The organism is Flavobacterium sp. GNP008, from assembly GCF_056428965.1.
The window spans coordinates 1-25,939 of sequence record NZ_JBWJVL010000004.1 but is presented as its reverse complement, the minus strand read 5'-3'; the positions used below and the strand labels follow the sequence as shown (position 1 = coordinate 25,939).

Sequence of the window (25,939 nt, the reverse complement as noted above, 5' to 3'; positions counted from 1 at the left end):
TTTTATAAATAACTTGAATAGCTTTAAAATTTAATCACTTTTAAAGTGGTACTTCTTCTAACATGACTTTGAATAATATTGCGGGTGTCACGGTTGTTTTGCATTGGAATAATTATATTCCTCAAAATTTCGATATTGTGGATTTGATAGTTTAAATCATAAAAAGCATAGCCTTTATAAATCCCATTTTCAATCAAAATGGCAGAGCGTTCACTAATGGTTCGTCCTTTGTCGATAAGTACCATATTTTGATTTTCGAAACTGTTTTTTTCTATAAACGCAGCCACTCTGGCATTGTATTCTTCAGGTAAAATTTCGCCAATACAAGCACCGTCACACTCTTTTATGCTGTATTGAAAACAGTTTGTTTTAGAAGTGTATAAGCCGGTTAGCTTTTGACATAAATTATAATGGGAAGTAATTCTGAATAAAGCATTTTTACCTTCTTGTAAGGATGTAAAAGAGGTTATTTCTTTTTTTCGTCCGTCTGCTTTTTGAAGTTTTAAATTAAGATATCCCTTTTCGTCTTTTTCAGCATACAAAGCCAATTGAAAAACACTTTTTCTTTGTGCTCTATTATAGATGGGTTTATTGATTTTTATTTCTTCGCTTTCTTTCAATAAGGCGATTAATTCACTCCCGGTTTCGTCATAAGTTACTGTAAAAACTTCGGTTTGAATTTTCTTGCATTTAGTTGTAGTCCCGGTAAAATGCTGGTTGATTCGCTTTTTTATATTACGGCTTTTGCCAATATAAATCAGATTTCCTTTTTCATTGTGAATGTAATAGATACCCGTTTTTGCGGGTAAATTAGCCACGATATCCATTAGTTTTGGCGCAATCCCTTTCTCGATTTCCAGTTTAATAAAATCTTTTACAATTTCTTTCTCTAGATCTTTTTCTAAAAGTATTTTGAATAATTTAACTGTTGCCAAAGCATCGCCACTGGCTCTGTGGCGGTCTGCCATTGGGATTCCAAGCGCACGGACCAATTTTCCTAAACTATGGGAAGGTTGTTCCGGCAATAATTTTTTTGATAATTCAACCGTACAAAGTGTTCTTGCTTCAAAATCATATCCCAATCGTCTGAATTCAGTTCGTAGTATTCTATAATCAAAAGAGGCATTATGAGCAACAATAACGCAGTCGTTTGTCATTTCAATAATGCGTTTGGCTACTTCAAAAAACTTGGGGGCAGAACTTAACATAGCATTGTTAATTCCAGTTAACTTTACTACGAAAGGCTGAATTGGTATTTCAGGATTTACTAAACTAATGAATTGATCAACAATTTCATGGCCATCAAATTTATAGATAGCGATTTCAGTGATCCCTTCTTCGTTGAATTGTCCTCCAGTGGTTTCTATGTCTAGTATTGCGTACAAATTTCAGTATTCAGTGTTCAGTTTTTAGTAATCAGTTTTTTAATAGAAGTTTTCAAATTTTAAATAAAAATCAATTTCTTCCTCCAAAGATACTACTTCCAATCCTAACCATGGTGCTTCCGCATTCAATTGCAAGCGGATAATCTCCAGACATTCCCATAGAAAGAATGGTAAATTGTGAATTTTGAATTTTGAATTGATCAAAAATCGATTTTAAATGAGTAAATTCTTTTTTGATTTGGTCTTTATTATCTGTAAAAGTAGCCATTCCCATTAACCCGATGATTTGTATGTTGTTCATTTCCATAAATACATCTGAGGCGAAGAGTGAAGTAAGTTCTTCCTCGTCAAGACCAAATTTAGTTTCTTCTTCAGCAATATGAATTTGTAATAAACAATCGATAACTCTATTTTGTTTTTGGGCTTGTTTGTTGATTTCCTGCAATAATTTTAAACTATCCACTCCATGAATTAAATTCACAAATTGCGCCATAAATTTGACTTTATTTGTTTGAACGTGACCTATCATGTGCCATTGGATGTCTTTTGGCATTTGTTCCCATTTTTCAGCCATTTCCTGGATTTTGTTTTCTCCAAAAATGCGTTGGCCAGCCTCATAAGCCTCTATTAAGTCAGAGACAGGTTTGGTTTTTGAAACCGCAACTAAAGTTACATTTTCAGGTAAAGAAGATTTTATTGAAAGTAAATTATTTTGTATTGACATTTTTTGTTTTGATTTTAAATCGGTATTAAACCTAAAGTTCATACACCACCAATCCACTGCGGAATTTAGGTTCAATGTACGTACTTTTTGGAGGCATTATCAAATTGGCATCAGCCAACGCTTTTATTTCTTCAATATTGGAAGGGAATACAACAAAACCGATTTCAAATTCTCCTTGGTCGATTTTGTGCTTCATCTCTAATACAGATTGTTTCCCCGATAGATACTCGATTCGTTCGTCATCGCGTAAATTCTCAATTGCTAAAATGGGCAGCAACACTTTTTTATATAAAATTTGGGTATCTAAACGCTCCAATGCGGTATCGAAAATTTGATTTTCTTTTCGGAGCATTAAACTATAAAATGTATTATCCAGATACATTCCGAATTGATGTTTTTGAGAAGGCTTAAAAGGTTGCTGGAATTTATTTTCAACAATGAAATTCTTGTTTAACTCCTTTATGAAATCCTCTTTGGAAAAACCGTTTAAATCTTTTACCAACCGATTGAACTCGTATATCTTGACATTGTTTTCGGAAATTAAATAGCTTAAGATATAATTTTTGGAGGTGTTTTCTAGATTATCGTTTTCTTCACTTAGTAACTTCAAGGCTTCCGTACGATGGTGTCCATCTGCAATGTAAAGACGCTCCGTTTTTTCAAAAATATTTTGAAGCCAATTGATCTCTAACGGATCTTCAATTTTCCACAAGTAATGAATCTCTTTTTTGGTAGTTGAAAACTCAAAATCGGCTAATTTTTGAGTACAGTTAAAAATCCAGTTTTCAATTGTTTTATTATCAGGATACGTCATCAAAACAGGTTCTGTATTGAACTCCGCATATTTCATATAATCTTTGAGTAATTGGACTCTGAAGGCAATAATGTCTTCGTGTTTTTTGATGACATTGTTGCGATAATCCGCTACGCTTGTACCAACAATAATTCCGGTAAAAGATTGCGTTTTAGTTACAATTTTATGAATATAAATTGCTGGTTTTTTATCTTTAACCAAAATGATTTCGTTTTTGAAATCCTCATATTTTTGATGTACTTGGCGGTATCTTTTTTCAAAAGAAACACTTTCCTGATTGGTATAAGCTGGTTTTAGAATGTGCAAAAAAGACAATGGGTTGAAATCCAATTGTGCTGCTAATTCCGCATTTACATATTCTTCATAAGAACGACAAGTGACAAGACAAACCTTATCACGAGTAGGACGAACTGCTTTGAAAGGTACTATTTTAGCCATAATTATGTCAAAAATTAAAAGCCAAAAGCGGAGAGTTTACAGTAATTGACTTTAGACTCTCGACTTTTAAACATTAGAGACTATATAAATTGTTTAGAAATTTTCTCTGCTTTTTTGCTTTCCGAATAATCGTAGAAACCTTCACCAGATTTCACACCCATTTTTCCGGCTCGAACCATGTTTACAAGTAATGGACAAGGCGCATATTTTGGGTTTTTAAAACCGTCGTACATTACATTTAGAATAGCCAAACACACGTCAAGACCAATGAAATCAGCTAATTGTAGGGGTCCCATAGGGTGGCCCATACCTAGTTTCATCACGGTGTCAATTTCATAAACACCAGCCACTTTGTTGTATAATGTTTCAATGGCTTCATTAATCATGGGCATCAAAATTCTATTGGCAACAAAACCCGGATAATCGTTTACTTCAACGGGAGTTTTTCCTAATTTCTCAGAAAGATTCATGATAATTTTAGTCACTTCGTCGCTAGTATTGTAACCACGGATGATCTCCACTAATTTCATAATTGGTACCGGATTCATGAAATGCATACCTATTACCCGCTCTGGATGTGTTACAACCGCTCCAATTTGTGTAATAGAAATGGAAGAAGTATTGGTTGCCAAAATGGTAGTGTGGGAACAAGTTTCGTTTAATTGTTTGAAGATATTTAGTTTTAATGCTACATTTTCGGTTGCAGCTTCAATCACTAAATCGACACCTACAACACCATCTTTAATATCCGTATAGGTTATAATATTGGTAATCGTTTTAGCTTTGTCTTCTTGGGTTATGTTCCCTTTTGCAATCATTCTGTCTAAATTGGCAGCGATTGTTGCCATTCCCTTATCCAAAGATTTTTCAGAAACATCTATTAATTTTACTGTAAAACCACTTTGGGCAAAAGTATGGGCAATCCCATTACCCATTGTTCCTGCTCCGATTACGGCTATTGTTTTCATATTTTTTGGATTAAAGTTTAAAAGTTTAAGGTTTAAAGTTCTCTTGAGCAACTTTAAACCTTAAACTTCAAACGAATTTTTATTTACTTTTTAAAACAATCTATAATTTGGTATGCCACTCTTAATGCTTCCGTTGCTTGTTCCAATGTTACAACAGGTTTTGTATCATTTAGTATCGCATCAGCAAATGATTCCAGTTCGTCAAGAATAGCATTGTTTTGTTCTACATCGGGATTGGAGAAATAGATTTGTTTTTTTACGCCTTCCGCATTTTGTAAAATCATATCGAAATCGCCGGGAACTTCCGGAGCATCTTTCATTTTTACCACTTCACATTTTTTTTCTAAGAAATCAACCGAGATGTAAGCGTCTTTCTGGAAAAAACGAGATTTACGCATGTTTTTAAGAGAAATTCGGCTCGCCGTTAAATTGGCCACACATCCGTTTTCAAATTCTATTCTGGCATTGGCAATATCTGGTGTATCACTGATAACCGAAACGCCACTGGCATTTATGTTTTTTACTTTAGAATTTACAACACTTAGAATCGCATCGATATCATGAATCATCAAATCTAAAACTACAGGAACATCAGTCCCGCGAGGATTAAATTCAGCAAGACGATGGGTTTCAATAAACATAGGGTTTTCGATCATGTTTTTGGTAGCAATGAATGCCGGATTGAAACGCTCTACATGTCCAACTTGACCTTTAACTTTGTATTCTTTAGCCAAGGCGATAATTTCTTCGGCTTCTTCCACCGTATTTGAAATGGGTTTTTCAATAAAAACATGCTTGCCAGACTTTATAGCTACTTTGGCACATTTGTAATGTGAAAGTGTTGGGGTAACAATATCAATAACATCTACTGCGTGAATAAGAGTGGCGATTGTGCTAAAGTGTTTGTACCCAAATTCCTTAGAAACTTTCTCCGCATTCTCTTGATTAGGATCATAAAAGCCCACTAATTCATATTTATCAGATAGTTGCAATAAACGTAAATGTATTTTTCCTAGATGACCAGCACCTAATACTCCAATTTTCAGCATAATGATGTAATTTTTACAAAAATAGCAATAAAATGATTAATCTATTATTGATGCGAGACAATTATTCAGTTAATTTAAAAATTAAAATCCAACATTTGAATTCAGAAATTGTTTTCTATTTTTACCAAAATAAAACAATAAATTTTGAAAGACACAGCCAAACATCAAGGACTTCGCAATCAATTAGTAACCATTTTAGAACAAAAAGGGATTGTTGATAAAAGTGTTTTGGATGCGATAAAAAAGATTCCAAGGCATTTATTTTTGGATTCCAGTTTTGAAGATTATGCTTATCAAGATAAAGCATTTCCTATTGGTGCAGGTCAAACCATTTCACAACCCTATACAGTAGCCTTTCAATCTCAATTATTAGAAGTAAAAAAAGAACATAAAATTTTAGAAATCGGAACCGGTTCTGGATATCAAACTGCAGTTTTGTGCACAATGGGAGCAAAAGTATTTAGTGTAGAGAGACAAAATGAATTATTTAAAAAAACGTCTGTTTTGTTTCCAAAGTTAGGGATTCGTCCAAAGCATCTTTCTTTTGGAGATGGATACAAAGGATTACCTAGTTACGCTCCTTTTGATAGTATTATTGTTACTGCAGGTGCTCCATTTATTCCTCAGCCGTTGATGGCACAGCTTAAAATAGGCGGAAGGCTCGTTATACCATTAGGAGAAGAGGTGCAGATTATGACTTTGCTAATTAGGAAAAATGAAACTCAATTTGAAAAACATGAATTTGGAGAGTTTCGATTTGTTCCTTTACTAGAAGATAAAAATTAAAACACAAACTCGTAGGTAATTGGTTTTTATTGGTCAATACAGGTTAGATACCGTTGTAAGCTTTCTTTTTCTTTTTGAGCAATGAATATTAAAAAATCCTCATTATTGCTTTTAGTTTGGGCTGTTTCCAGTGCTTTGTAATATTGTATTCGAGTATCATAATCTCCCTTTATAGTGGCTATTTCATACCCATGTTGCAATAAGATCAAGTTCATGACTAAGCGTGAAGTCCTTCCATTTCCATAATTGAAGGGATGAATTGTCACTAAACGTTCGTGCAATTCTGCAGCCAAAACAATCGGATGAAGACTTGATTTATGGCTTTCATACCAAATAAAAAAAGCGTCCATTTCTTTAGCAACAGAATGAGGTTGTGGTGGTATGTGGCTGCTTCCTTGAATCAGAACTTGCACCTTTCTATACCGACCTGCATCTTCCGGGTAAATCCCCCTTACAATAAGAGTATGGATAGATAGTATTTCGCGTTCATTTATAAAACTATTTCTTTGCGTCAAATCTTTTATGTAAGCTATAGCTTCTTGATGATTAATCACTTCAAGATGTTCCCGCATACTTTTTCCAGAAATAGTTAAACCTTCATTGATAACCAAATCCGTTTCCTGAAGAGTCATTGTGTTTCCCTCGATACGGTTGCTCTCAAAGGTGTATTCTAATTCTAGCGTCCGAGTAATTCTATAACTATCAAATTCATGAAAAGAATCCAGTTTTGATTTTAAGATGTCTATTTCATCTATTATTTTCTGTAGAGTTGTAGATATTTTTTGCTTTACAACTTTGTTCTGATACCTAATTTCTTCCTCAGCAAGCAATAATGCTTTTAGTGCAAACTCCTCTTGGCCAATTTCATGAATAATTTTTTCTTTGAGCCAGGCGACCATGATTGTTTCAAAGTCAATTTCCAGTAGCGATGCTAACTTTATAATTTGTTCTCTGGTGGGTTTTCTGCCTCCACTCTCAAATTTACTGATCAAGGCCTGATCTATTTCCAGAAGTTGTGCCACTTCCCTTGTTTTAAGTCCTTTTAGCTCTCTTGCGTTTTTGAGTAGTGTTTTCATTGTATTGAAATACTAAATAAAGTCTTGACAAATAAAGTCATTGTATTTTAATCAAAAAAAACCTTACTTTTAATTTAGAATGATTTTTTTATTCTGTCAAGATCACGTTTAGTGTCCTGTTCTTTAAGGGATTCTCGTTTGTCATAGGTTTTTTTTCCTTTACAAAGACCAATTTGGAGTTTGGCCAACCCTTTTTCATTGGTAAACAGTTTCAGTGGAACTATTGTTAATCCTTTGGCTTGAACACTTTTTAGCAAGCCTTTTAATTCTTTTTTTTTCAAAAGCAATTTTCGTTCGCTTCTGGCTTTGTGATTAAACTGATTGCCAAATGTATATTCTTCAATATAGGTATTAATCGCAAAAAGCTCATTATTACTAAACTCACAAAAACTCTCAGTAATATTTGCTTTTCCCAAACGTATGGATTTTATCTCGGTCCCCGCCAAAACAATACCAGCAGTAAAGGTTTCGATTATTTCATAATCGAATTTGGCTCTTTTATTGAATATATTTATTGTTTTTAGCATAGTTTGCAAATGTAACAAAAATTAAAGGTTTAGCAATACCCTATGGCAATTTCAATAATTGAAAGGAGGTTATAGCATTACTAATAGTTACGATATAGAGATTGCCAAAAGTTAAATCCTCAATATCTGTAAATACGTTTTGATTGATAAGTTGATTTACAAATTTGGGAGTGGTATTACTATGTCCCACAATCAAAATTTTTTTTCCTAAAGTTTCTTTTTTGAAAGAGTCAATAGCTATGATTTTAGGATCATAATGTTTAATTTCAATTTTCTGGGCTACAGCAGTCGGATTAGCCGTTTGTATTGTTCTTTTATAATCAGTTGAGTAGATCTGATCAAAATCTACTTCTGAGAATATTTTGTTCCATAGATTCGCCCTTTCTAAACCACTTGCAGATAAATCTGGATTTTGAGAATTATCCACTTTTTCTGCATGGCGAATAAAGTAATAGGTTGTCGTAATTTCTTGTCCAAAACTGATGTTTAAAAATAACAGCGCAAGTAGTAAGAGATATTTTTTCATTTCAATGAATTTAAAAAATTGTTATTTATCGATTTTATATATTTGCAAAATGGAAAATTTAAAATCAAAAGATCCGCTTCACGGAATTACACTTCAAAAAATAGTGGAGCAGTTAGTAGGGTATTATGGATTTGACACTTTGGGTGAACTGATTAAAATAAAATGTTTTACGGATAATCCAAGCGTAAAATCGAGTTTGACTTTTTTACGAAAAACAGATTGGGCAAGAAAACAAGTCGAGGATTTATATTTAAAATCGGTGACTAAATTTTAGTTTAGTTTATAGGAAACCATAAAACCGCCTCTGTAGGGCAACCACTCGCCACTTTTATTAAATTTTTGAGCTTTATCGTAGCGTTCTCCCGTAGCTAAGTCATATCCTTTATAAAAACCTTGATGCGAACCACCTCCTAAGAAACAATCTAACATAAATTTATCATTTATTTTTATTTGATATCCAATTGTTGCACCTATAAAATATCCAACGCCTTTTTCGTATAAAGTAGTATTTAGATAATTCCATTTCTGGAAGTTAAAGAGGCTTGCGCCAATATGAAAACCAGCATAAAAACCGTTATTTTTTTCTTTAAAATGATAACGATATTCAGGAGTGAAAGTATAAAACTCTCTAGGTTTGCCATTTATAGATTTCCAAAAAGAAGCTAAAACATCAAACTGGAATGTTGATTTTTTACCAATACTAGTTTCAATACCCACATTAGGAATAGTAAAAGGAGTAGTCATTGCATTTATTTTGATATACGTTTGGCTTTGGGAAGCAATCGAAGAGAACAGGATAAAAAGAATAAGTATTTTTTTCATAATAGTATTTATAGTACTTTGAGAATATGTAAAGACCTCAAAAGTAGCGGCAAGTGTAAAATATTAATTACTAAAGTAATTAGGTTTTAAATTTAGATATCCCAACAATGTTTATAATATTAATTGGTATCAGGATTTATTCAATAAAGAATAAATTACAGTATCTATGAAACGACCATCAAAAAATTCATTTTCTTTTAAATGTGCTTCTTTAACAAAATTGTTTTTTTCTAATACTTTGGCAGAAGCAAAATTATCTGGATCAATAACAGCTTCAATAGAGTGTAATTTCATCACTTTAAAGCCATATTTTACAACTTCTTTTACGGCTTCGGAAATAATTCCTTTTCCATGGAATTCCGGATGCAACATATAGCCAATCTCCGCACGATAATGCTCTGGTTTTATTCTGTAATGACCAATAATCCCTATTAATTTAGTTTCATTTTTGAATGTAATGGCCCAATTAATACCTTCATTATTCTCTATTTTGGTATCTATCATTGCTATGTGTGCTAACGCTTCTTCATCTGTTTTTACTAAAGGTCTTGGGATAAATTTCATCGTTTCAGGATTAGATCGCAATGCAAAAATTTCTTGTATATCATTGTTGTCCACTCTTCTTAAAAGCAAGCGTTCCGTTTCTAAATTGGGAAATGGATTGAAGTTTATAGTTAGCATATTTTGTTTTTTTAATTAAAGGATTTCAATGCTGAATTTTGAATTGAATGTTTCATTTGCTTCTAAAATCTGAATGCCCTCTTTTTCAAATAGATTTCCTGAACTTTCAATAGTATCCGAATAACCAAACCAAGGTTCTATACAAATAAAGGGAGCATTTCTTTTGGTCCAAATTCCTAAATTTGGAAAATCTTCAAAATGTACTCTTAGCAATGGTTTTTTATTTTCTAAAATAGTCAAAGTATTAGATTGTAATGCTTTAAAAATCAAAGCATCGTTTTTGAATAATTGATATGTCAGTGGAATATTTTTAGTAGTCATGTCTAATTTCTTGGTGTTCTTTGAAATTAAATCATTCTCCAAAAGATAATATTCTAAAGATTCTTCTTTTTCAAAAGTAATAGCATAATTTTCGAATTGATTTGGTAAAGCAAATGCGGGATGGGCTCCTATAGAAAATGGCATTGAAGATTTCCCTGTATTACCGACTCTATATTCAATGGATAATCTGTTCTTTTCTAAGGAATATATTATTTGTAATTCAAATAGAAAGGGATACATTTTTAAAGTCTCTTCAGAGGATTGTATCGAGAATGTAGCACTAGTTTCTGTAACACTAATCAACTCAAATGCCATGTCTCTGGCAAAACCGTGTCGGGATAAATAATATTCCAATTCATTATAATAAAAGGAATTATTTTTTAAAGTACCCACAATAGGAAACAAAACAGGGGAGTGCTTACCCCAAAATGCTGGATTCCCTTCCCAAATGTATTCTTTATTAACAGTTGTTTTTAAAGAAACTAATTCGGCACCTACGTGTTTAATTTCTGCAGATAGATTCGTGTTTTTAATTATTGTTGTCAAAGTAGTTATGTAGGTTAATTTAAAATTGTTTTATAACGTAAATATATTTTATAATTTTTGATTCTTCACCTTACTTGTTATTTATTCAAAAAAGAATCAATTTATTCTAAATAGTTTGAAATCCTCATTTTTTTCATTAATTTGTGATATAAAATTAAATAAAATGAAAAATATTCGCTTCAGAGTCATTCTGTATTCGGCATTATTACTGGGCATTACGACGCTTTTTGCGCAACAAACCCCTATAAATACATCAAGTAGCCTTATTTCAAAGTACGATTACCATGATGCTTTTGCTCCATTTTTTTATACAAAAAATGGAACAAGTACCCGTTCAGCAAGTGGTCAGCCGGGTACTGAATATTGGCAAAACAGAGCTGATTATAAGCTGACTGCAAAATTAGATGAGAAAAATAATGAAATTACAGGAACCGGTATCATCACGTATACGAATAACAGTCCGGATAAAATGGCTTTTGTGTGGATGAATTTAGATCAAAATTTATTTAAAGCAGACTCCCGCGGAAACGCACTTGTACCTTTAACTGGAAGTCGAAATGGGGCTCAGGGACAAATTTTTGATGGTGGTCATAAAATAAAATCAGTAAAAATAATTACTATAGTTAAAGGAAAATCTTCGGAGGCCGAAGCAAAGTATGTCATTACTGATACCAGAATGCAGGTTTTTCTTCCGCAAGTATTGAATGCTAAAGGTAGTTCTGTTACTATTAAAATTGATTTTTCTTTTATTGCACCAAATGAAGGTTCGGATAGAATGGGAGTTTTGGAAACCAAAAACGGTAAAATTTTTACGATAGCACAATGGTACCCTAGGATGTGTGTCTATGATGATATTAGAGGTTGGAACGTGAACCCCTATTTAGGTGCTTCGGAATTTTACTTGGAATATGGGGATTTTGAGGTGAGTATTACTGCTCCATCAAATCATATTGTAGTAAGTTCAGGAGAATTATTAAATCCTACTACCGTTTATTCCTCAGAAGAACAAAATCGTTTGGCCATGGCTAAAGGAAGTGATAAAACAGTTTTTATTCGTACTGCTGAAGAAGTAGAAAATTTGTCAAAAATAGTTTCTGGAACTACTAAAACTTGGAATTATAAAATTAAAAATGCCCGTGATTTATCTTGGTCTTCATCAGCTTCCTTTATTTTAGACGCTGCAAAAATTAATTTGCCAAGCGGAAAAAAATCATTGGCTATTTCTGTTTATCCTGTAGAAAGTGCTGGAGATGCCGCTTGGGGACGATCGACAGAATATACAAAAGCTTCCATTGAAAATTATTCTAAAAGATGGTTAGAATATCCGTATCCTGCAGCTACAAATGTTGCCGGTAACGAAGGCGGAATGGAATATCCAGGAATTGTTTTTTGTAGTTGGGAGTCAAAAGGCGAGGATTTATGGGGCGTTACAGATCATGAATTTGGACACATTTGGTTTCCTATGATTGTTGGTTCAAATGAAAGAATGTTTGCTTGGATGGACGAAGGTTTTAACACTTTTATTAATTCATTGAGTTCAGCAGATTTTAATAATGGCGAGTACAAAGATAAGCCAGTTGATCTGCATCAAAGAGCGGAAGTGTATACAAGTCCAAATCTTGAAACTATAATGAGTTCACCAGATAACATGAAAGAAGCTAATATTGGTCTTTTAGCCTATTCAAAACCAAGTTCTGGATTAGTTATTTTGCGGGAACAAGTTCTTGGGCCGGAACGTTTTGATTTGGCTTTAAAAACGTACATTGAGCGCTGGGCGTATAAGCACCCTCAACCAGACGATTTTTTTAGAACAATAGAAAATGTTGCTGGAGAAGATTTGAGTTGGTTTTGGAGAGGTTGGTTTAAATACAATTGGCGATTAGATCAAGGAATTAATTCGATAAAATATGTAAAAAACGACCCAAAACAAGGAGTTGTGATTTCGATTGAAAATTATGAAAAAATGGCAATGCCAGTAATTTTAGACGTAAAAATAAAAAGCGGGAAAATAACCCGCGTTAAATTACCGGTAGAAGTTTGGCAGCGGAATAAAATTTGGTCTTTCAAACATAATTCAACCGAAGAAATTGAAAGTATTACACTGGATCCAGATCATGTTTTGCCGGATAGTAATGATGCAAATAACACATGGACTTCAGATAAAGGATTGATAGAAAAAGATGTAATTTTGGATGGTTATTTAGGGACGTACGCTACTAAAATGGCGCCTATAAAAATTACTTTTTCAGAGAAAAATAGCACGCTAAACGTCTTAATTACTAATTATCCAAGTTTCACAGTGGAACCAATTGGGAAAAATAGTTTTGAGTCGAAACAAGCAGGACTTAAATTTGAATTTAATGACAGCCTAAACGGATTTGAGATGACAATACCCGAAGGACAAAAAATACCGTTTACGAGAGAAAAATAGTATTTAGACAGAATAAAAAAGAAAAAGACTTGTAGGAATTAACGCTACAAGTCTTTTTTATTTAGTTTATTTTCTAATCTAAATTTACTCAGGAATTTGCTGGCTTAAGCAATGCAAAGTTCCAAAACCCCAAATAAAATCAGTAGCGCTAATCCCGATGATTTCTCTATCTGGAAAACATTCTAAAAGTATGTTTAAAGCGATTCTGTCATTGCTGTCGTTAAAAGTAGGAACTAAAACACAATTGTTTAAAATTAAGAAATTCGCATAACTGGCAGGCAGTCTCAAGCCGTCAAATTCTAAACGTTTTGGCATCGGTAAAACTACAATTACAGGTGATTTTCCATTTTCCAGTTTGGCATTTTGCAAGCGTTTTAGATTGTCTTGCAATGGTTTGTAATTGTTGTCTTTAGGATCGGTTTCTACAATAGTCACAATCGTGTCTTCATTTACAAATCGGCATAAATCATCAATGTGTCCGTGTGTATCATCGCCTTCAATTCCGTCGCCTAACCAAATCACATTTGTAATTCCAAGGTATTCCTTGAAAACAGCTTCATAGTCCGCTTTAGTAAAATTTGGATTTCGCACCTGAATATCAGGATGCATTAAACATTCCTCCGAAGTCAATAAAGTTCCTCTTCCATTGGTGTCAATGGCGCCACCTTCAACAATTACCGGTTTTCCTTTGTATAGTACTTGAGTAACTGGAATATTTAAGAACGCGCCTACTTTGGCAGGAACAAACTTGTCAAGCTGAATATTTTTATATTTCGCCCAGCCATTAAAATTAAAGTTCAATGCTTCTCTTTCGGCATTGTTTTTAACGATTATTGGGCCGGAATCACGCATCCAACTTCTATTGGTTTTATGAATGAGGTACGAGACGTTAGTCAGCGCAACATGAGCTGTTTCAAGCATTGTATTGACTTTGTCTTTTTGGTTTTCATCTGCAACTACCAAAAATACGTGCTCGAAAGTGGCCACTTTTTTAATGAATTCTACAAAAGCCCATTGTATGGTTTCATATTTTCCAGGCCAGTCTTTCCCGTTGTGTGGAAAACAAAGCAATATGCCTTGTTGTTTTTCCCACTCTGCTGGGAATCTTCTATTGTTTGTGGTCATACAGCGTTCTAATTATAAAGAGTACAAATATAAACATTCAGGAGGACTTTAAAATAGGCAGCAAAGATTCATTTTTGGAGTCTAGTATTAATTAATCCGAATAGTTTTATTAAAGATTATATAATATTGAGTTAATTATTTTCGAGTTGGAGCGAATTATTTTTGATAAAATTAAAAAATACAATTATGAAAAAATATGGTATTACAATGCTAGCCGCAATCTTTATATTGTCAAGTTGCGAAAATGACTCAAATAAAGAGGAATCTCCAGAGTTAGTTATAAATGAAAATGCAGCAACTTTCAAAGAAATTGGTTCTATTACTATTGGTGGTGCCGGAGCTGCTGAAATAAGTGCGTATGATGAAGTTTCTAAAAAGTTATTTACAGTAAACAACAGTAATACGAATAGAATAGATGTTATTGATTTGTCTAATCCATCCAGTCCAGTTTTTGTAACAAGTATCGATTTGACACCTTATAATGGAACTTCAAATAGCGTTGCGACTTATAATGGTAAATTAGCTGTTGCATTAGAAGCAAAACCAAATAAACAAGATGCTGGAAAAGTGGTTGTTTTCAATACGGCTAATTACAATGTGATTAAAGAAATTACGGTTGGTGCTTTACCGGATATGATTACCTTCTCTCCTGACGGAAATTATATAATGACTGCTAATGAAGGGGAACCAAATGACACCTATTCCATAGACCCAGACGGTTCTGTTTCCATAATTGCGGTTAATGATAATTATGTAGTGACAACTTTAACTTTCGAAAGTTTTAGTACTCAATGGAGTACTTTGAAAACAAAAGGATTCAGAATTGCAAGTCCAACAAATAACTTTGCCTCTGATGTTGAACCAGAATACATCACGATTTCTGCTGATTCTAAAACGGCTTGGGTGACTTTACAGGAAAATAACGGAGTGGCTAAAATTGATTTGGCAACTAAAACGATTACAACTATTTTTCCTTTAGGTTTTAAAGATTACAATTTAGCTGAAAATGCCATAGATATCAGCGATAAAGATGGTGGTTTCTTGGCAAATACATGGAAAGTCAAAGGCATGTTTCAACCAGATGCTATCAGTAATTTTGAGATCAATAAAATACCATATTTTGTTACTGCAAATGAAGGAGATGCAAGAGAATATTCGGCTTTTGTAGATGTAAAAAGGGTCAGTAGTTCCTCAGTTATTCTGGATCCAATTGCATTTCCTAATGCCACTGCTCTAAAAGCAGAGTCAAGCATGGGAAGATTAAATATCAATACCAAAATGGGTGATACAGATGGCGATGGAGATTTTGACGAATTAGTTTCTTTTGGAGCTCGCTCTTTTTCTATTTGGAATGGAAATACAGGAGAATTAGTATTTGACAGTAAAAATGAATTGGATCGAAAAGTCCAAGAATTTGGTATTTATGATGATGCCAGAAGTGATGATAAATCAGTAGAACCAGAATCAGTTGTGGTTACTAAAATGGGAGATAAAATGATACTTTTTGTTGGTTTGGAAAGAGCAGATGCCGTTATGGTGTATGATGTAACCAATCCAGCTGCTCCAAAATTTTTACAGACTTTTAAAACAGGTGATGCTCCAGAAGGATTGCTTTTTATTCCAGCTTCAAAAAGTCCGAATAAAAGAAGTTTAGTAGTGGTCAGCAGTGAAGGAGATGGTGTGGTTAAAATATTTCAACCGGATTTAAATTAAATTTAGAAGTTTGTTTTTAAATAAAATCCCTGCTTAGAATGATTTCTCAGTAGGGATTTTTTTATTATGGAAGATTATTAGTCAATCGCTCTTTTTGTAATGTCACCAAAAGCGTCTATTCTTCTGTCTCTAAAGAAAGGCCAGTTCTGACGCACATTTTCTTGTAAGTCTAAATCCACTTCAGCAATCAAAATTTCTTCTTTATCGTGTGAGGCTTGTGCCAAAATTTCGCCTTGTGGTCCTGCAATAAACGAAGAACCCCAAAACTGAATTCCTGCTGTATCTGGAAGGTATTGTTCTAAACCAATTCTGTTTGCTGCCGCTACATATACACCATTTGCAACTGCATGCCCTTTCATCACACTCATCCAAGCGCCATGTTGGTTTTCGCCATATTGTTCTTTTTCTTGTGGATGCCAACCAATCGCTGTAGGATAAAACAAGACTTCTGCACCTTGCAATGCCGTTAAGCGTGCTGCCTCAGGATACCATTGGTCCCAACAAATTAATGTCCCTATTTTTCCTTTTTTTGTTGGAATCGTTTTAAAACCCAAATCTCCGGGAGTAAAATAGAACTTTTCATAAAAATGAGGGTCATCTGGAATGTGCATTTTACGATATAATCCTGCTTCTGAGCCATCCGTGTCAATAATATAAGCACTGTTATGGTAGATTCCAGCCATTCTTTTTTCAAAGAAAGGAACAATTATCACTACGCCTAACTCTTTTGCCAAAGCGCTAAAAGCAATAAATGAAGTACTATACAATGGTTCTGCTAAAGCAAAATTATCTACATCTTCGCTTTGACAAAAATAATGACTGCTGTATAATTCGGGTAATGAAATGACTTCGGCACCAAGGTTAGCAGCGTCACGAACCCAGCTGATGCATTTTTTTAAGTTATTTGCTGCAATATCATTTAGATTCAATTGAATGACTGCTATTTTGTATTTTTTGTTTGGCATGACTAAAAATTTAGACTGCAAAAATAGTGAATTTTATAAAGAATTGGCATAATGAAAATTAGAAATCAAGAAATTTGATTATGCCTACAGGCTACTCACAATTACGGATAATATCCCAAAAAGTAAAATCCATTTTAAAAGGATACTCAAAAAGCGAAACTCTTTTTTAGTTTTTGCATTCCAAATTTTTATAGTAAAATATAATAATGGGCCCACTACAAAAAGCAATAAATATAGGGTTGTAAAAAGCAATTCTATACAATACTTATTGATGTAATAAATAAGAGAAAAAATAGGGATAAAGCTTAGTCCAGAAACTATTTTTGCCGTTCTAGATTTTCCTATTGCTATTGGTAACGTATTCATACCTTCATTGTAATCCCCGTCTATATCTTCTAAATCTTTAACAATTTCTCGAAGTAAATTAAGCATGAACGCAAAAATAGCATAATCTAAAAGTATTGAAAAAACATAGGCCATTTGCTGTTGATTACCTGGATGAATAGTTGGGAATAAATCAAAAATTCCAATAATTACTACACTAGAAGAGAGCAACAAAGACACAATTAGATTGCCAATAAGCATCATTTGTTTGAAGCTGGTTGCGTAAAGATAAAGTGTTGCTGCAATCAAAATAAAAATAGTTGCAAAACCCGGTTTCAATATTACATTTGATAAATAAAATCCTATACCTACACCAGAAGCTGTAAGGCCAATATATAGGTTATACGCTTCAGTCTCCGAGATGCTCTTACCGACAATTACGTTTTTAGGTTTGTTGATTGTATCTGTATTTTGATCAAAAATATTATTGATGACATAGCCTCCAGAAGCTATTAAAAGGGTTGACACAATCAATAACATATATTGCCAATCTGATAGTGCCAAAGGGATTTTCTGAATTTTAAAGAATCCATACCTAAAAACAAGCTGCATAAAAGCAAGCATCAGAAGGTTTTGATACCGAATTAGTTTTAGGTATTTCATTGTTTCATTGTTCCGTATTTTATAATAGTTTTTTGGCCATTAAAAAATGAAGATTCTCAGTGAGAATTTTTAATCATGTTTGCCGTCAAAATGTTTCATCCATTTTCCTTGCGCTTTCATCACTTGTTCAATGACATCACGTACTGCGCCTTTTCCGCCATTTTTATGCGAAATGTATTTTGAAATGGCTTTGATTTCCGGGCTGGAATCTTGAGGACAAGTAGGTAATCCCACTAGTTGCATGACATGATAATCAGGAATGTCATCACCCATGTACAAAACATGTGCAGGGTTAATTTGGTATACATCAGTATATTCATCAAAGGTTTCTACTTTATCAGGCGTGCCTAAATAAATGTCGGTAATTCCAAGATTACGAAGTCGTACTCGAACACCTTCATTACTTCCTCCAGAAATAATACAAACATTATACCCGCTTTCTACTGCAGCTTTCATTGCATAGCCATCACGAATATTCATCGTTCTAAGAATTTCTCCTTCATTGGTAACAAAAACGGAGCTATCAGTTAGCACACCATCTACGTCAAAAATAAACGTAGTAATATCATTCATTATTTCTTTATAACTTTTTGCCATTCTCTTGTATTGATTGTGTTAGTATTTTATAAATATTGATATGATTCTCCTTTGATAAAAAACCCTCGTGTGCTTGGATAGTTGCTGTATCATTGCGTTTTGCTGGTCCGGTTTGTGCTTCCTCTGGAGAAAGAATCATTATTTTGGTAGCGGTTTCGGCAATTAAAGGTTTTAGAATTTCAAAAGGAACCTGGTTTTCCTGACAAATTTCCTGAGCTATTTGATACATATGATTGGCGAAGTTATTGACAAATACTGCCGCAACATGAATTGCCTTGCGTTGTTCAGAATTGATAGCAAAAACTTTTTCAGCAATCGTTTTAGCTACTTTGTCCAATAGTTGATAATCAGTAGCATTTTCGCTTTCTAAACATATTGGGATGGTTTTAAAATCAATTGCTTTGTTTTTTGTAAAGCTTTGCAATGGATAGAAAACCCCTTTTCGATTGTTTTCATCCAAAGCATTCAATGCAACACTTCCGGAAGTATGCACCACCAAACGATTTTTGAATGAAAGCTTCGATGAGATTTCAGCTATTGCATCATCTGAAACAGCTATTATGTATACGTCAGCTTCCACCAAAGTATTCAGATCATTTGTGATATTTCCTGAATCCAGTAGGTGCGAGACGCTTCCTAAATGTCTGGAATAAACCTGAACCAATTCAATTTCTGTTCCCAAACTAGGAGAATTTTGAAATGCTACAATCAAATGTTGCGCTACATTTCCAGAACCAATAATTACTACTTTGATCATACGCCAAAAATAGCAAAAAAATATGAAGTGTTTTATTCAAATTTTCAAACAATAATAAATCAAAATAAACCCTAAAAAGGGCCTGCTTAGAGTTATGTACAAGGGCTTAATTTTGGATTAAATTAACAAATGTCCGAATATAAAAGTCAACATTTTTAAGTACTTTTGTGGCACTTTTACAAAACATAATCCCATAAAAATGGATAAAAAAATATTTTCTTTTTTGTTTTCTACACGATTAATGGCTCTTTTATTTATTTCTTATGCCGTTGCAATGGCTACTGGAACTTTTATCGAAAGTAAATACAATACCGATACTGCAAAAATTCTAATTTACAATGCATGGTGGTTTGAAGCCATTCACGTATTTTTCTTAATTAATTTTATTGGGAATATCAAGCGCTACCAACTCCTCAAGAAAGAAAAGTGGGCTACATTATTGCTTCATTTATCGTTTATATTTATCATATTAGGTGCTTTTGTAACGCGGTATATTAGTTATGAAGGGATGATGCCTATTCGCGAAGGCGCTGCTGAAAATCAAGTTTTTTCAGATAAAACATATCTTACTCTTTTTGTGGATGGAGAATATAAAGGCGAAATGAAACGTAGGGTTTTTGAAAAAAAAGTGCTGCTTTCTCCAGCAACCAATAATCAATTTACTATTTCAGATAAGTTTGCTGATACTCCATTTGAAGTGAGTTATGAAAATTTTATTATGGGCGCTAAGGAGTACATAAAACCCGACCCCAAAGGGATTGTTTATTTAAAATTAGTAGAAGCCGGAGACGGTGGCCGTGAAGAACATTTTTTAAAAGATGGAGAAGTCCAAAACATCCATAATGTTTTGTTTGCTTTAAATAAGTATACTGACGGTGCAATCAACATCAATACTCAAGGAAGCAGTTATACAATACAAACGCCATTTGAAGGAGCTTTTATGCGTATGGCGGATAAACTTCAAGGTAAAGTTATAAAGGATAACAGCCAGCCGTTGATGATGCGTTCCTTATATACTATTGGAGAAATGCGGTTTGTATTTCCTGATCCTGCGGTGAAAGGAGTTATTGATTACGAATCTCAAAATGATTTTAAGGCAAAGAATCATGAAGATGCATTAACCATAAAAATAACGGCTGACAACCAAGAAAAAATAGTTACGGTACTAGGTTCTAAAGGTAAATTAGGAGATTCTAAAACAGTAAAAATAGGAGAAATAGACTATACTTTTTTCTATGGAAGTAAAGCGTATGTATTGCCTTTTAAAATTAAACTGAATGATTTTATTGCTCAGAAATATCCTGGAACGGAGAAAAGTTACTCTTCCTTTGAAAGTAAAGTGACTGTAGAAGATAAGAAACCTTTTGATGCCAGAATATATATGAATAATGTTTTGGATCATGATGGCTATCGCTTTTTTCAATCAGGATTTGATCCTGATGAAAAAGGAACAATTCTGTCAGTAAACCATGATTTCTGGGGAACAGCGCTTACTTATATTGGTTATTTTATGTTGTATTTTGCCATGATGGCCATTATGTTTACCAAATATTCCCGTTTTGCGGATATTAAGCGAAAACTAGAAGTCGTTAAGACCAAAAAGGCTAAATTGTTGACTCTATTACTCTTGTTTTTTAGTTTTAATAGTTTTGCACAGGAGCAAGAGCATGACCATGCCGCTCACGAAGGACATGCACATACGGAGGCCGAAGCAGCACCAGCATCGCATACAAATCATACTAAAAAAGTATTAAGTCAGGATGAACTAAATGATTTGATTACCAAGTATAAAGTGCCGGAAGAACATGCAGCGAAATTTGGTAGACTTGTTATTCAAGATGGAGGCGGAAGAATGAAGCCTATCAATACATTTTCTTCGGAATTATTACGAAAAGTTAGTCATGATGATTCATATAAAGGTATGAATTCTGATCAGGTATTTTTGTCTATGACACAATACGCGAGTTATTGGATTGAAATACCAATTATCTACATTAAAAGCGGGAATGACAGTATTAGAAAAATTATTGGGATAGATAAAGCAGCAAAATTTGCTCCTTTTGTATCTTTCTTTGACGAAAAAGGGAATTATAAGCTTTCTAAATATTTAGAAGAAGCATTTAAATCAGCGAATCCAAACCAATTTGAGAAAGATTTTATCGAAACCGATAAAAAAGTAAACCTAATGGAGTCGGCTTTGAGCGGACGAATATTAAAGATTTTTCCAATTCCGGAGGATAAAAATAACAAATGGGTTTCCTATTTAGAATTGAATGAGTCTGGTTTCAAAGACATGGAAGCAACCTATACTAAAAATGTATTGCCTTTGTATTTTGGCTCTTTGGCTAATGCTTCAACTTCGAATGATTATAAAACGGCAGATGAATTACTGGAAAGCATCAACGGTTTTCAAAAACGATTTGGAAGTAAAGTGAGGCCTAGCGAAGAAAAAATTACTTCAGAAGTATTGTACAACAAATATGATGTATTCAAAAAATTACCTTATTGGTATATTTTTGCATCAATTTTGATGTTGTTCTTCACGATTATGAAAATTTTTAAAGAAAGAAAAGTATTAAATTTTTTAGTCAATTTCATGCACATAGTTGTGATTGGATTGTTTGCATTACATACTTTTGGATTGATTGCCCGTTGGTATATTTCGGGACATGCTCCATGGAGTAATGCGTATGAATCTATTATTTACGTGGCTTGGGCGACGATGTTTTTTGGTTTGGCTTTCGATAGGAAATCAAAACTAACCATAGCATCATCAGCATTTGTAACAGCGATGATTTTAGCTGCAGCCTACATGAATTGGATTGATCCTGAAATTGCAAATTTACAGCCTGTTCTGAACTCGTATTGGTTAATGATACACGTTGCCGTAATTGTGGCCAGTTACGGACCATTTGCGTTGGGAATGATTTTAGGAGCTGTTTCGTTATTATTGATTTTGTTTACCAATGAAAAGAACAAAGCCAAAATGGATTTGAATATTCAGGAAATTACCTATATCAATGAACTCGCTTTAACGATAGGTTTGATAATGTTGACAATTGGAAACTTCCTTGGAGGGCAATGGGCCAATGAAAGTTGGGGACGTTACTGGGGTTGGGATCCAAAAGAAACTTGGGCTCTTATCAGTATTATGGTGTATGCTTTTGTTATTCATGCTCGATTTGTACCTTCCTTACGTGGGAAATGGGTTTTCAATTTGATGAGTATGTTTGCCTTTATATCTATTTTATTTACCTATTATGGTGTGAATTTTCATTTAGTAGGACTGCATTCTTATGCGAGTGGTGAAGCTCATTCCTTAAATTGGATTTGGTATTCACTAGGCTTTATAGCTTTATTTGGAGCTATTTCATATCCAAAATACAAGAAGTATTATAAGAAATAATTTCAAATTTAAATTCATAAAAAAAGGTTCAACTGTAAAGTTGGACCTTTTTTTATGAATTTAAATTTGAAAGTATCTTTTGAAAGCAGTTATTTATTTGTTTTTAATTATGGTAAAATAGATTTTTTGGTTAATATTTATTAAAAATAATCTTATTAAATTAAAGCAAATGTATTTTAAGTGTTTTATTAATACTTTCATCGATTAAAGGTGCTATGAGTTTTTTTTATAACCTATGTTTGATTCAAGTTTGAAAATACAGAAAACCTTAAAGCAATTAAAGTTTGGGTTTCATCTTGCCCTAACGAAGTAGAAAATTATAAAAAAATAATTGTAGAAACTTTAAATAGTATTGAAGCAAAATCTTATCTCCAATATTTTATTCTGTTTATTATGAGACAAAAGTTAATACAAAATGATTGTCACTTTACTAAAGTGGAAGTCTAAAACAATAATTAATTTTAACCAACCTAATTAATATTTATGAAAAATTTTTACCCTTCACCTCAAGGATCTAATTCTCGAAGGACGTCAAAAGAATCTTTTGGTTTTCTTAAAAGGAAAATGATGAAAAAGCGCTTAGCACTTTTTTTATTTTTTCTAATTTCTTATTCCTCCGCCTGGGCACATGCTGTTCAAGTTGGCTATGTAGTTCTATCTAATGGCTTTATTAGGGTTTATATAGAACATTGGCACGGAGATCAAACTTCAGGAACATTAGTTAATAACGGTATGAGTATAACGACTACTTATGGTGTTTCTACTGTTACTCAAAATGTAAATCCAACAGGTGCTTTTAATAATACGTCTTGGAACAATCTTCCAGGTGCTGGTTCAAATATAATTATTTTATCAAAAGGACCTAGTGCAAATAAACACAATGACTGGGCTTATTATGATTTTGCACCTGCTGCTTGTAATGTTCCAGTTAATATCACTTTAAATGGTGGCTTAACAGTTGTTTTGGAAGAAGAAAGTACAAATCTTTGGCCACAAAGTATTTCCGGCACTTTTAATGATACTTCGGCGCCAACTATTACGGTTTCTAATACAACAACAACCGTATCATGTGGTACAAGTGGTGCGAATGTTAATTTCGCTGCTACTGCCTTAGATAATTGTACTCAAAATCCAAATGTAACTTATAGTAAATCTCCAGGTTCATTTTTTCCTGTAGGAATTACCAATGTCACAGCATTTTCTACAGATGCAAATGGCAATTCAAGTCAATTAACTTTTCCTGTGACTGTTAATATTCTAGATAATGTTAATCCCATTTTATCTGTGCCATCTTCATTTGTTACAGCAAATTCAGCTGGTATTTGTGGAAGTATAGTAACTTATTTAGCGCCATCAGCCACTGATAATTGTTCAACTACAACAATCACTCAGACTGCCGGTTTAACAAGCGGAGTTATATTCCCTAATGGGATAACTACAAATTCATTTAAAGCAACGGATGCTTCTGGAAATTCAGTCACTGCAAGTTTTACGGTAACAGTAACAGATAATCAGGCTCCTGTAATTACATGCCCTTTTAATATTACTGTTAATGCCAATCCGGCTATTTGTGGTGCTGTTATAAAATACAACCAGCCATCAGCAACAGATAATTGTGGATCGGGAAATTTACCTACATCTTTGCCCGGATATACATATAAAGGTACATTAAATGGGCATACCTACTTCGTTTCTAACAATCAAGTTTCACCGGAAGAAGCACATACTGCTGCAATATCTTTAGGAGGCCACTTAGTTACCATTGCCAATGCTGCAGAGAACAGTTTTGTTTCGGCAATGCATACTGATCGTATGTGGATTGGTTACACAGACCGTGACGTAGAAGGAATTTACAGATGGGTTACCAATGAACCTGTAACCTACACTAACTGGAATGCAGGCGAACCCAATAATTCTGGTGGTGGAATAGGTGAAGACTGGGCTGTTATTAACTGGACTGGACCTACCTGGAACGACTGGTTCTATAATCAGCCAGCCTATTATGTCGTTGAATTTGAAGGTGGAACAATACCAACAATATTGATGTCTGGTCTTGCAAGCGGTTCAGTTTTTCCAGTAGGAACAACTGTAGTTACCTATCGGGCAACAGATACTTCAGGCAATTCAACCAACGGTTCATTTAATGTAATAGTAAATGACGTAACTGCTCCAATTGTAATAAGCAAACCAGTTTCAGTTACTTTAGCAGCAAATGGAACAGTAAGTATTACTCCCCAAGTTGTTTTAGAAAGTGGAACAGACAATTGTTTAGGAGCAATAACTTATACTTTAAGTCAAAGTTTATTTGGAGAGACTGATGCAATAAATAGCCCAGTAACTATTAAGTTAACAGGAATAGATGCAAGTGGAAATATGACCTCAGTTCCAGTTCAAGTGACTGTCATTGATCCTGTACCGGTAGTAATTACAAAAAATATTTTTGTTTCCCTTGATGCTAGTGGAAATGCAATATTCACCCCTCAACAAATAGATAATGGTTCAAGTTCTGTAGTAGGTCTTTCAGGTTTATCATTAGATAAGACTTCATTTAATTGTACTAATATAGGTGTTAACACAGTTGTATTAACAGCAACAAGTACTTTAGGAAGTACCTCAACAGGAACAGCAACAGTAACTGTGGAAGACAAAGTTGTTCCTGTAGTAGTAACACAAAACATCACGATCGAGTTGAATGGAGCAGGAAGCGCAAGCATTACTGAAGCACAAATCAACAACAAGTCAACTGACAATTGTGGAATAGCAAGCATCAGCTTAGACAAAACAGCGTTTGACTGTTCAAACTTTGGAGCCAATACCGTTACCTTAACCGTAACTGACGTCCACGGAAACGTAAGCAGTAATACTGCAACAGTAACTGTGGAAGACAAAGTTGTTCCTGTAGTAGTAACACAAAACATCGCGATCCAGTTGAATGCAGCAGGAAGCGCAAGCATTACCGAAGCGCAAATCAACAATGGATCGACAGACAATTGTGGAATCGCAAGCATCAGCTTAGACAAAACAGCGTTTGACTGTTCAAACGTTGGAGCCAATACCGTTATCTTGACTGTAACGGACATTCACGGAAACGTAAGCAGCAATACCGCAACCGTAACTGTCGAAGATAAAGTTGCTCCAGTAGTATTGACACAAAACATCACGATCCAGTTAAATGCAGCAGGAAGCGCAAGCATTACCGAAGCGCAAATCAACAATGGATCGACAGACAATTGTGGAATCGCAAGCATCAGCTTAGACAAAACAGCGTTTGACTGTTCAAACGTTGGAGCCAATA

General features: G+C 33.9%; 22 protein-coding genes. 6 read left to right on the top strand and 16 right to left on the bottom strand.

Going from position 1 to position 25,939, the window contains the following annotated elements; translation table 11 throughout:
* Positions 1-23: 23 nt before the first annotated feature.
* From AC0608_RS12040 to AC0608_RS12020, 5 genes are all read right to left on the bottom strand, one after another.
* Complete coding sequence (locus tag AC0608_RS12040; protein WP_478289219.1) at positions 24-1,385, bottom strand: exonuclease domain-containing protein; 1,362 nt, start codon at positions 1,383-1,385, stop codon at positions 24-26.
* Between the two features lie 70 nt (positions 1,386-1,455).
* Positions 1,456-2,109 (bottom strand): YggS family pyridoxal phosphate-dependent enzyme, encoded by a 654-nt coding sequence (locus AC0608_RS12035; RefSeq protein ID WP_478289218.1) that lies wholly within the window; start codon positions 2,107-2,109, stop codon positions 1,456-1,458.
* Between the two features lie 31 nt (positions 2,110-2,140).
* Positions 2,141-3,361, bottom strand: coding sequence for a DUF1015 domain-containing protein (locus tag AC0608_RS12030; RefSeq protein WP_478289217.1), 1,221 nt, complete (start codon positions 3,359-3,361; stop codon positions 2,141-2,143).
* Between the two features lie 80 nt (positions 3,362-3,441).
* Positions 3,442-4,329, bottom strand: a complete 888-nt coding sequence (locus tag AC0608_RS12025; RefSeq protein ID WP_478289216.1) for a 3-hydroxyacyl-CoA dehydrogenase family protein — start codon at positions 4,327-4,329, stop codon at positions 3,442-3,444.
* An 83-nt stretch (positions 4,330-4,412) separates the two neighbouring features.
* The gene (locus AC0608_RS12020) at positions 4,413-5,378 is read right to left on the bottom strand and encodes a Gfo/Idh/MocA family protein (RefSeq protein WP_478289215.1); all 966 of its coding nucleotides are present in this window, start codon (positions 5,376-5,378) and stop codon (positions 4,413-4,415) included.
* Positions 5,379-5,522: 144 nt separating this feature from the next.
* Here AC0608_RS12020 and AC0608_RS12015 point away from each other — a divergent pair, with 144 nt between their 5' ends.
* Positions 5,523-6,164 (top strand): protein-L-isoaspartate(D-aspartate) O-methyltransferase, encoded by a 642-nt coding sequence (locus AC0608_RS12015; RefSeq protein ID WP_478289214.1) that lies wholly within the window; start codon positions 5,523-5,525, stop codon positions 6,162-6,164.
* Positions 6,165-6,190: 26 nt separating this feature from the next.
* Here the strand turns inward: AC0608_RS12015 and AC0608_RS12010 are convergent, their stop codons facing one another.
* The 3 genes from AC0608_RS12010 to AC0608_RS12000 form a co-directional block, all read right to left on the bottom strand.
* A complete protein-coding gene (locus tag AC0608_RS12010; RefSeq protein WP_478289213.1) occupies positions 6,191-7,240 on the bottom strand; it encodes a Fic family protein in 1,050 nt (349 codons plus the stop codon).
* 74 nt (positions 7,241-7,314) lie between these two features.
* Positions 7,315-7,767 (bottom strand): SsrA-binding protein SmpB, encoded by a 453-nt coding sequence (gene smpB, locus AC0608_RS12005; protein ID WP_417959686.1) that lies wholly within the window; start codon positions 7,765-7,767, stop codon positions 7,315-7,317.
* Positions 7,768-7,807: 40 nt separating this feature from the next.
* Positions 7,808-8,293, bottom strand: a complete 486-nt coding sequence (locus tag AC0608_RS12000) for a phosphoglycerate mutase family protein (RefSeq protein WP_478289212.1) — start codon at positions 8,291-8,293, stop codon at positions 7,808-7,810.
* Positions 8,294-8,342: 49 nt separating this feature from the next.
* Here AC0608_RS12000 and AC0608_RS11995 point away from each other — a divergent pair, with 49 nt between their 5' ends.
* Positions 8,343-8,567, top strand: a complete 225-nt coding sequence (locus AC0608_RS11995) for a VF530 family protein (RefSeq protein WP_478289211.1) — start codon at positions 8,343-8,345, stop codon at positions 8,565-8,567.
* Here the strand turns inward: AC0608_RS11995 and AC0608_RS11990 are convergent.
* The 3 genes from AC0608_RS11990 to AC0608_RS11980 form a co-directional block, all read right to left on the bottom strand.
* Positions 8,564-9,115 (bottom strand): DUF3575 domain-containing protein, encoded by a 552-nt coding sequence (locus tag AC0608_RS11990; RefSeq protein WP_478289210.1) that lies wholly within the window; start codon positions 9,113-9,115, stop codon positions 8,564-8,566. The genes AC0608_RS11995 and AC0608_RS11990 overlap by 4 nt on opposite strands.
* A 129-nt stretch (positions 9,116-9,244) precedes the next feature.
* Positions 9,245-9,796, bottom strand: coding sequence for a GNAT family N-acetyltransferase (locus tag AC0608_RS11985; protein WP_478289209.1), 552 nt, complete (start codon positions 9,794-9,796; stop codon positions 9,245-9,247).
* A gap of 15 nt (positions 9,797-9,811) precedes the next feature.
* Positions 9,812-10,663, bottom strand: a complete 852-nt coding sequence (locus AC0608_RS11980; RefSeq protein WP_478289208.1) for an aldose 1-epimerase family protein — start codon at positions 10,661-10,663, stop codon at positions 9,812-9,814.
* Positions 10,664-10,826: 163 nt separating this feature from the next.
* On the opposite strand from AC0608_RS11980, the gene AC0608_RS11975 reads away from it, so the two are divergent.
* The gene (locus AC0608_RS11975) at positions 10,827-13,094 is read left to right on the top strand and encodes a M1 family metallopeptidase (protein WP_478289207.1); all 2,268 of its coding nucleotides are present in this window, start codon (positions 10,827-10,829) and stop codon (positions 13,092-13,094) included.
* A gap of 84 nt (positions 13,095-13,178) precedes the next feature.
* On the opposite strand, the gene AC0608_RS11970 is transcribed toward AC0608_RS11975, so the two are convergent.
* Positions 13,179-14,219, bottom strand: coding sequence for an agmatine deiminase family protein (locus AC0608_RS11970; protein ID WP_478289206.1), 1,041 nt, complete (start codon positions 14,217-14,219; stop codon positions 13,179-13,181).
* 186 nt (positions 14,220-14,405) lie between these two features.
* Here AC0608_RS11970 and AC0608_RS11965 point away from each other — a divergent pair, with 186 nt between their 5' ends.
* A complete protein-coding gene (locus tag AC0608_RS11965; RefSeq protein WP_478289205.1) occupies positions 14,406-15,932 on the top strand; it encodes a choice-of-anchor I family protein in 1,527 nt (508 codons plus the stop codon).
* Between the two features lie 77 nt (positions 15,933-16,009).
* Here the strand turns inward: AC0608_RS11965 and AC0608_RS11960 are convergent, their stop codons facing one another.
* The 4 genes from AC0608_RS11960 to AC0608_RS11945 form a co-directional block, all read right to left on the bottom strand.
* Positions 16,010-16,897 carry a carbon-nitrogen hydrolase gene (locus AC0608_RS11960; RefSeq protein ID WP_417959698.1) on the bottom strand — a complete coding sequence of 296 codons (888 nt, stop codon included), beginning with the start codon at positions 16,895-16,897 and terminating at the stop codon, positions 16,010-16,012.
* Positions 16,898-16,981: 84 nt separating this feature from the next.
* Positions 16,982-17,884, bottom strand: coding sequence for a geranylgeranylglycerol-phosphate geranylgeranyltransferase (locus AC0608_RS11955; protein ID WP_478289204.1), 903 nt, complete (start codon positions 17,882-17,884; stop codon positions 16,982-16,984).
* Between the two features lie 69 nt (positions 17,885-17,953).
* Entirely contained in the window at positions 17,954-18,481 is a 528-nt protein-coding gene (locus AC0608_RS11950) for a KdsC family phosphatase (RefSeq protein WP_478289203.1), read from the bottom strand.
* On the bottom strand, positions 18,465-19,238 hold the full coding sequence (locus AC0608_RS11945; RefSeq protein WP_478289202.1) for a Rossmann-like and DUF2520 domain-containing protein: 774 nt from the start codon (positions 19,236-19,238) through the stop codon (positions 18,465-18,467). The genes AC0608_RS11950 and AC0608_RS11945 overlap by 17 nt, the downstream gene beginning before the upstream one ends.
* A gap of 199 nt (positions 19,239-19,437) precedes the next feature.
* On the opposite strand from AC0608_RS11945, the gene AC0608_RS11940 reads away from it, so the two are divergent.
* On the top strand, positions 19,438-22,644 hold the full coding sequence (locus AC0608_RS11940; protein ID WP_478289201.1) for a cytochrome c biogenesis protein: 3,207 nt from the start codon (positions 19,438-19,440) through the stop codon (positions 22,642-22,644).
* A 483-nt stretch (positions 22,645-23,127) separates the two neighbouring features.
* The coding region (locus AC0608_RS11935; protein ID WP_478289200.1) for an HYR domain-containing protein at positions 23,128-25,939 on the top strand (2,812 nt) is incomplete at its 3' end.

What these genes read in the sequence shown, in the direction of transcription:
- AC0608_RS12035 (WP_478289218.1), bottom strand. Translation starts at nt 2,109, where the DNA reads ATGTCAATACAAAATAATTTACTTTCAATAAAATCTTCTTTACCTGAA.
- AC0608_RS12030 (WP_478289217.1), bottom strand. Translation starts at nt 3,361, where the DNA reads ATGGCTAAAATAGTACCTTTCAAAGCAGTTCGTCCTACTCGTGATAAG.
- AC0608_RS12025 (WP_478289216.1), bottom strand. Translation starts at nt 4,329, where the DNA reads ATGAAAACAATAGCCGTAATCGGAGCAGGAACAATGGGTAATGGGATT.
- AC0608_RS12020 (WP_478289215.1), bottom strand. Translation starts at nt 5,378, where the DNA reads ATGCTGAAAATTGGAGTATTAGGTGCTGGTCATCTAGGAAAAATACAT.
- AC0608_RS12010 (WP_478289213.1), bottom strand. Translation starts at nt 7,240, where the DNA reads ATGAAAACACTACTCAAAAACGCAAGAGAGCTAAAAGGACTTAAAACA.
- smpB (WP_417959686.1), bottom strand. Translation starts at nt 7,767, where the DNA reads ATGCTAAAAACAATAAATATATTCAATAAAAGAGCCAAATTCGATTAT.
- AC0608_RS12000 (WP_478289212.1), bottom strand. Translation starts at nt 8,293, where the DNA reads ATGAAAAAATATCTCTTACTACTTGCGCTGTTATTTTTAAACATCAGT.
- AC0608_RS11995 (WP_478289211.1), top strand. Translation starts at nt 8,343, where the DNA reads ATGGAAAATTTAAAATCAAAAGATCCGCTTCACGGAATTACACTTCAA.
- AC0608_RS11990 (WP_478289210.1), bottom strand. Translation starts at nt 9,115, where the DNA reads ATGAAAAAAATACTTATTCTTTTTATCCTGTTCTCTTCGATTGCTTCC.
- AC0608_RS11985 (WP_478289209.1), bottom strand. Translation starts at nt 9,796, where the DNA reads ATGCTAACTATAAACTTCAATCCATTTCCCAATTTAGAAACGGAACGC.
- AC0608_RS11975 (WP_478289207.1), top strand. Translation starts at nt 10,827, where the DNA reads ATGAAAAATATTCGCTTCAGAGTCATTCTGTATTCGGCATTATTACTG.
- AC0608_RS11970 (WP_478289206.1), bottom strand. Translation starts at nt 14,219, where the DNA reads ATGACCACAAACAATAGAAGATTCCCAGCAGAGTGGGAAAAACAACAA.
- AC0608_RS11965 (WP_478289205.1), top strand. Translation starts at nt 14,406, where the DNA reads ATGAAAAAATATGGTATTACAATGCTAGCCGCAATCTTTATATTGTCA.
- AC0608_RS11960 (WP_417959698.1), bottom strand. Translation starts at nt 16,897, where the DNA reads ATGCCAAACAAAAAATACAAAATAGCAGTCATTCAATTGAATCTAAAT.
- AC0608_RS11955 (WP_478289204.1), bottom strand. Translation starts at nt 17,884, where the DNA reads ATGAAATACCTAAAACTAATTCGGTATCAAAACCTTCTGATGCTTGCT.
- AC0608_RS11950 (WP_478289203.1), bottom strand. Translation starts at nt 18,481, where the DNA reads ATGGCAAAAAGTTATAAAGAAATAATGAATGATATTACTACGTTTATT.
- AC0608_RS11945 (WP_478289202.1), bottom strand. Translation starts at nt 19,238, where the DNA reads ATGATCAAAGTAGTAATTATTGGTTCTGGAAATGTAGCGCAACATTTG.
- AC0608_RS11940 (WP_478289201.1), top strand. Translation starts at nt 19,438, where the DNA reads ATGGATAAAAAAATATTTTCTTTTTTGTTTTCTACACGATTAATGGCT.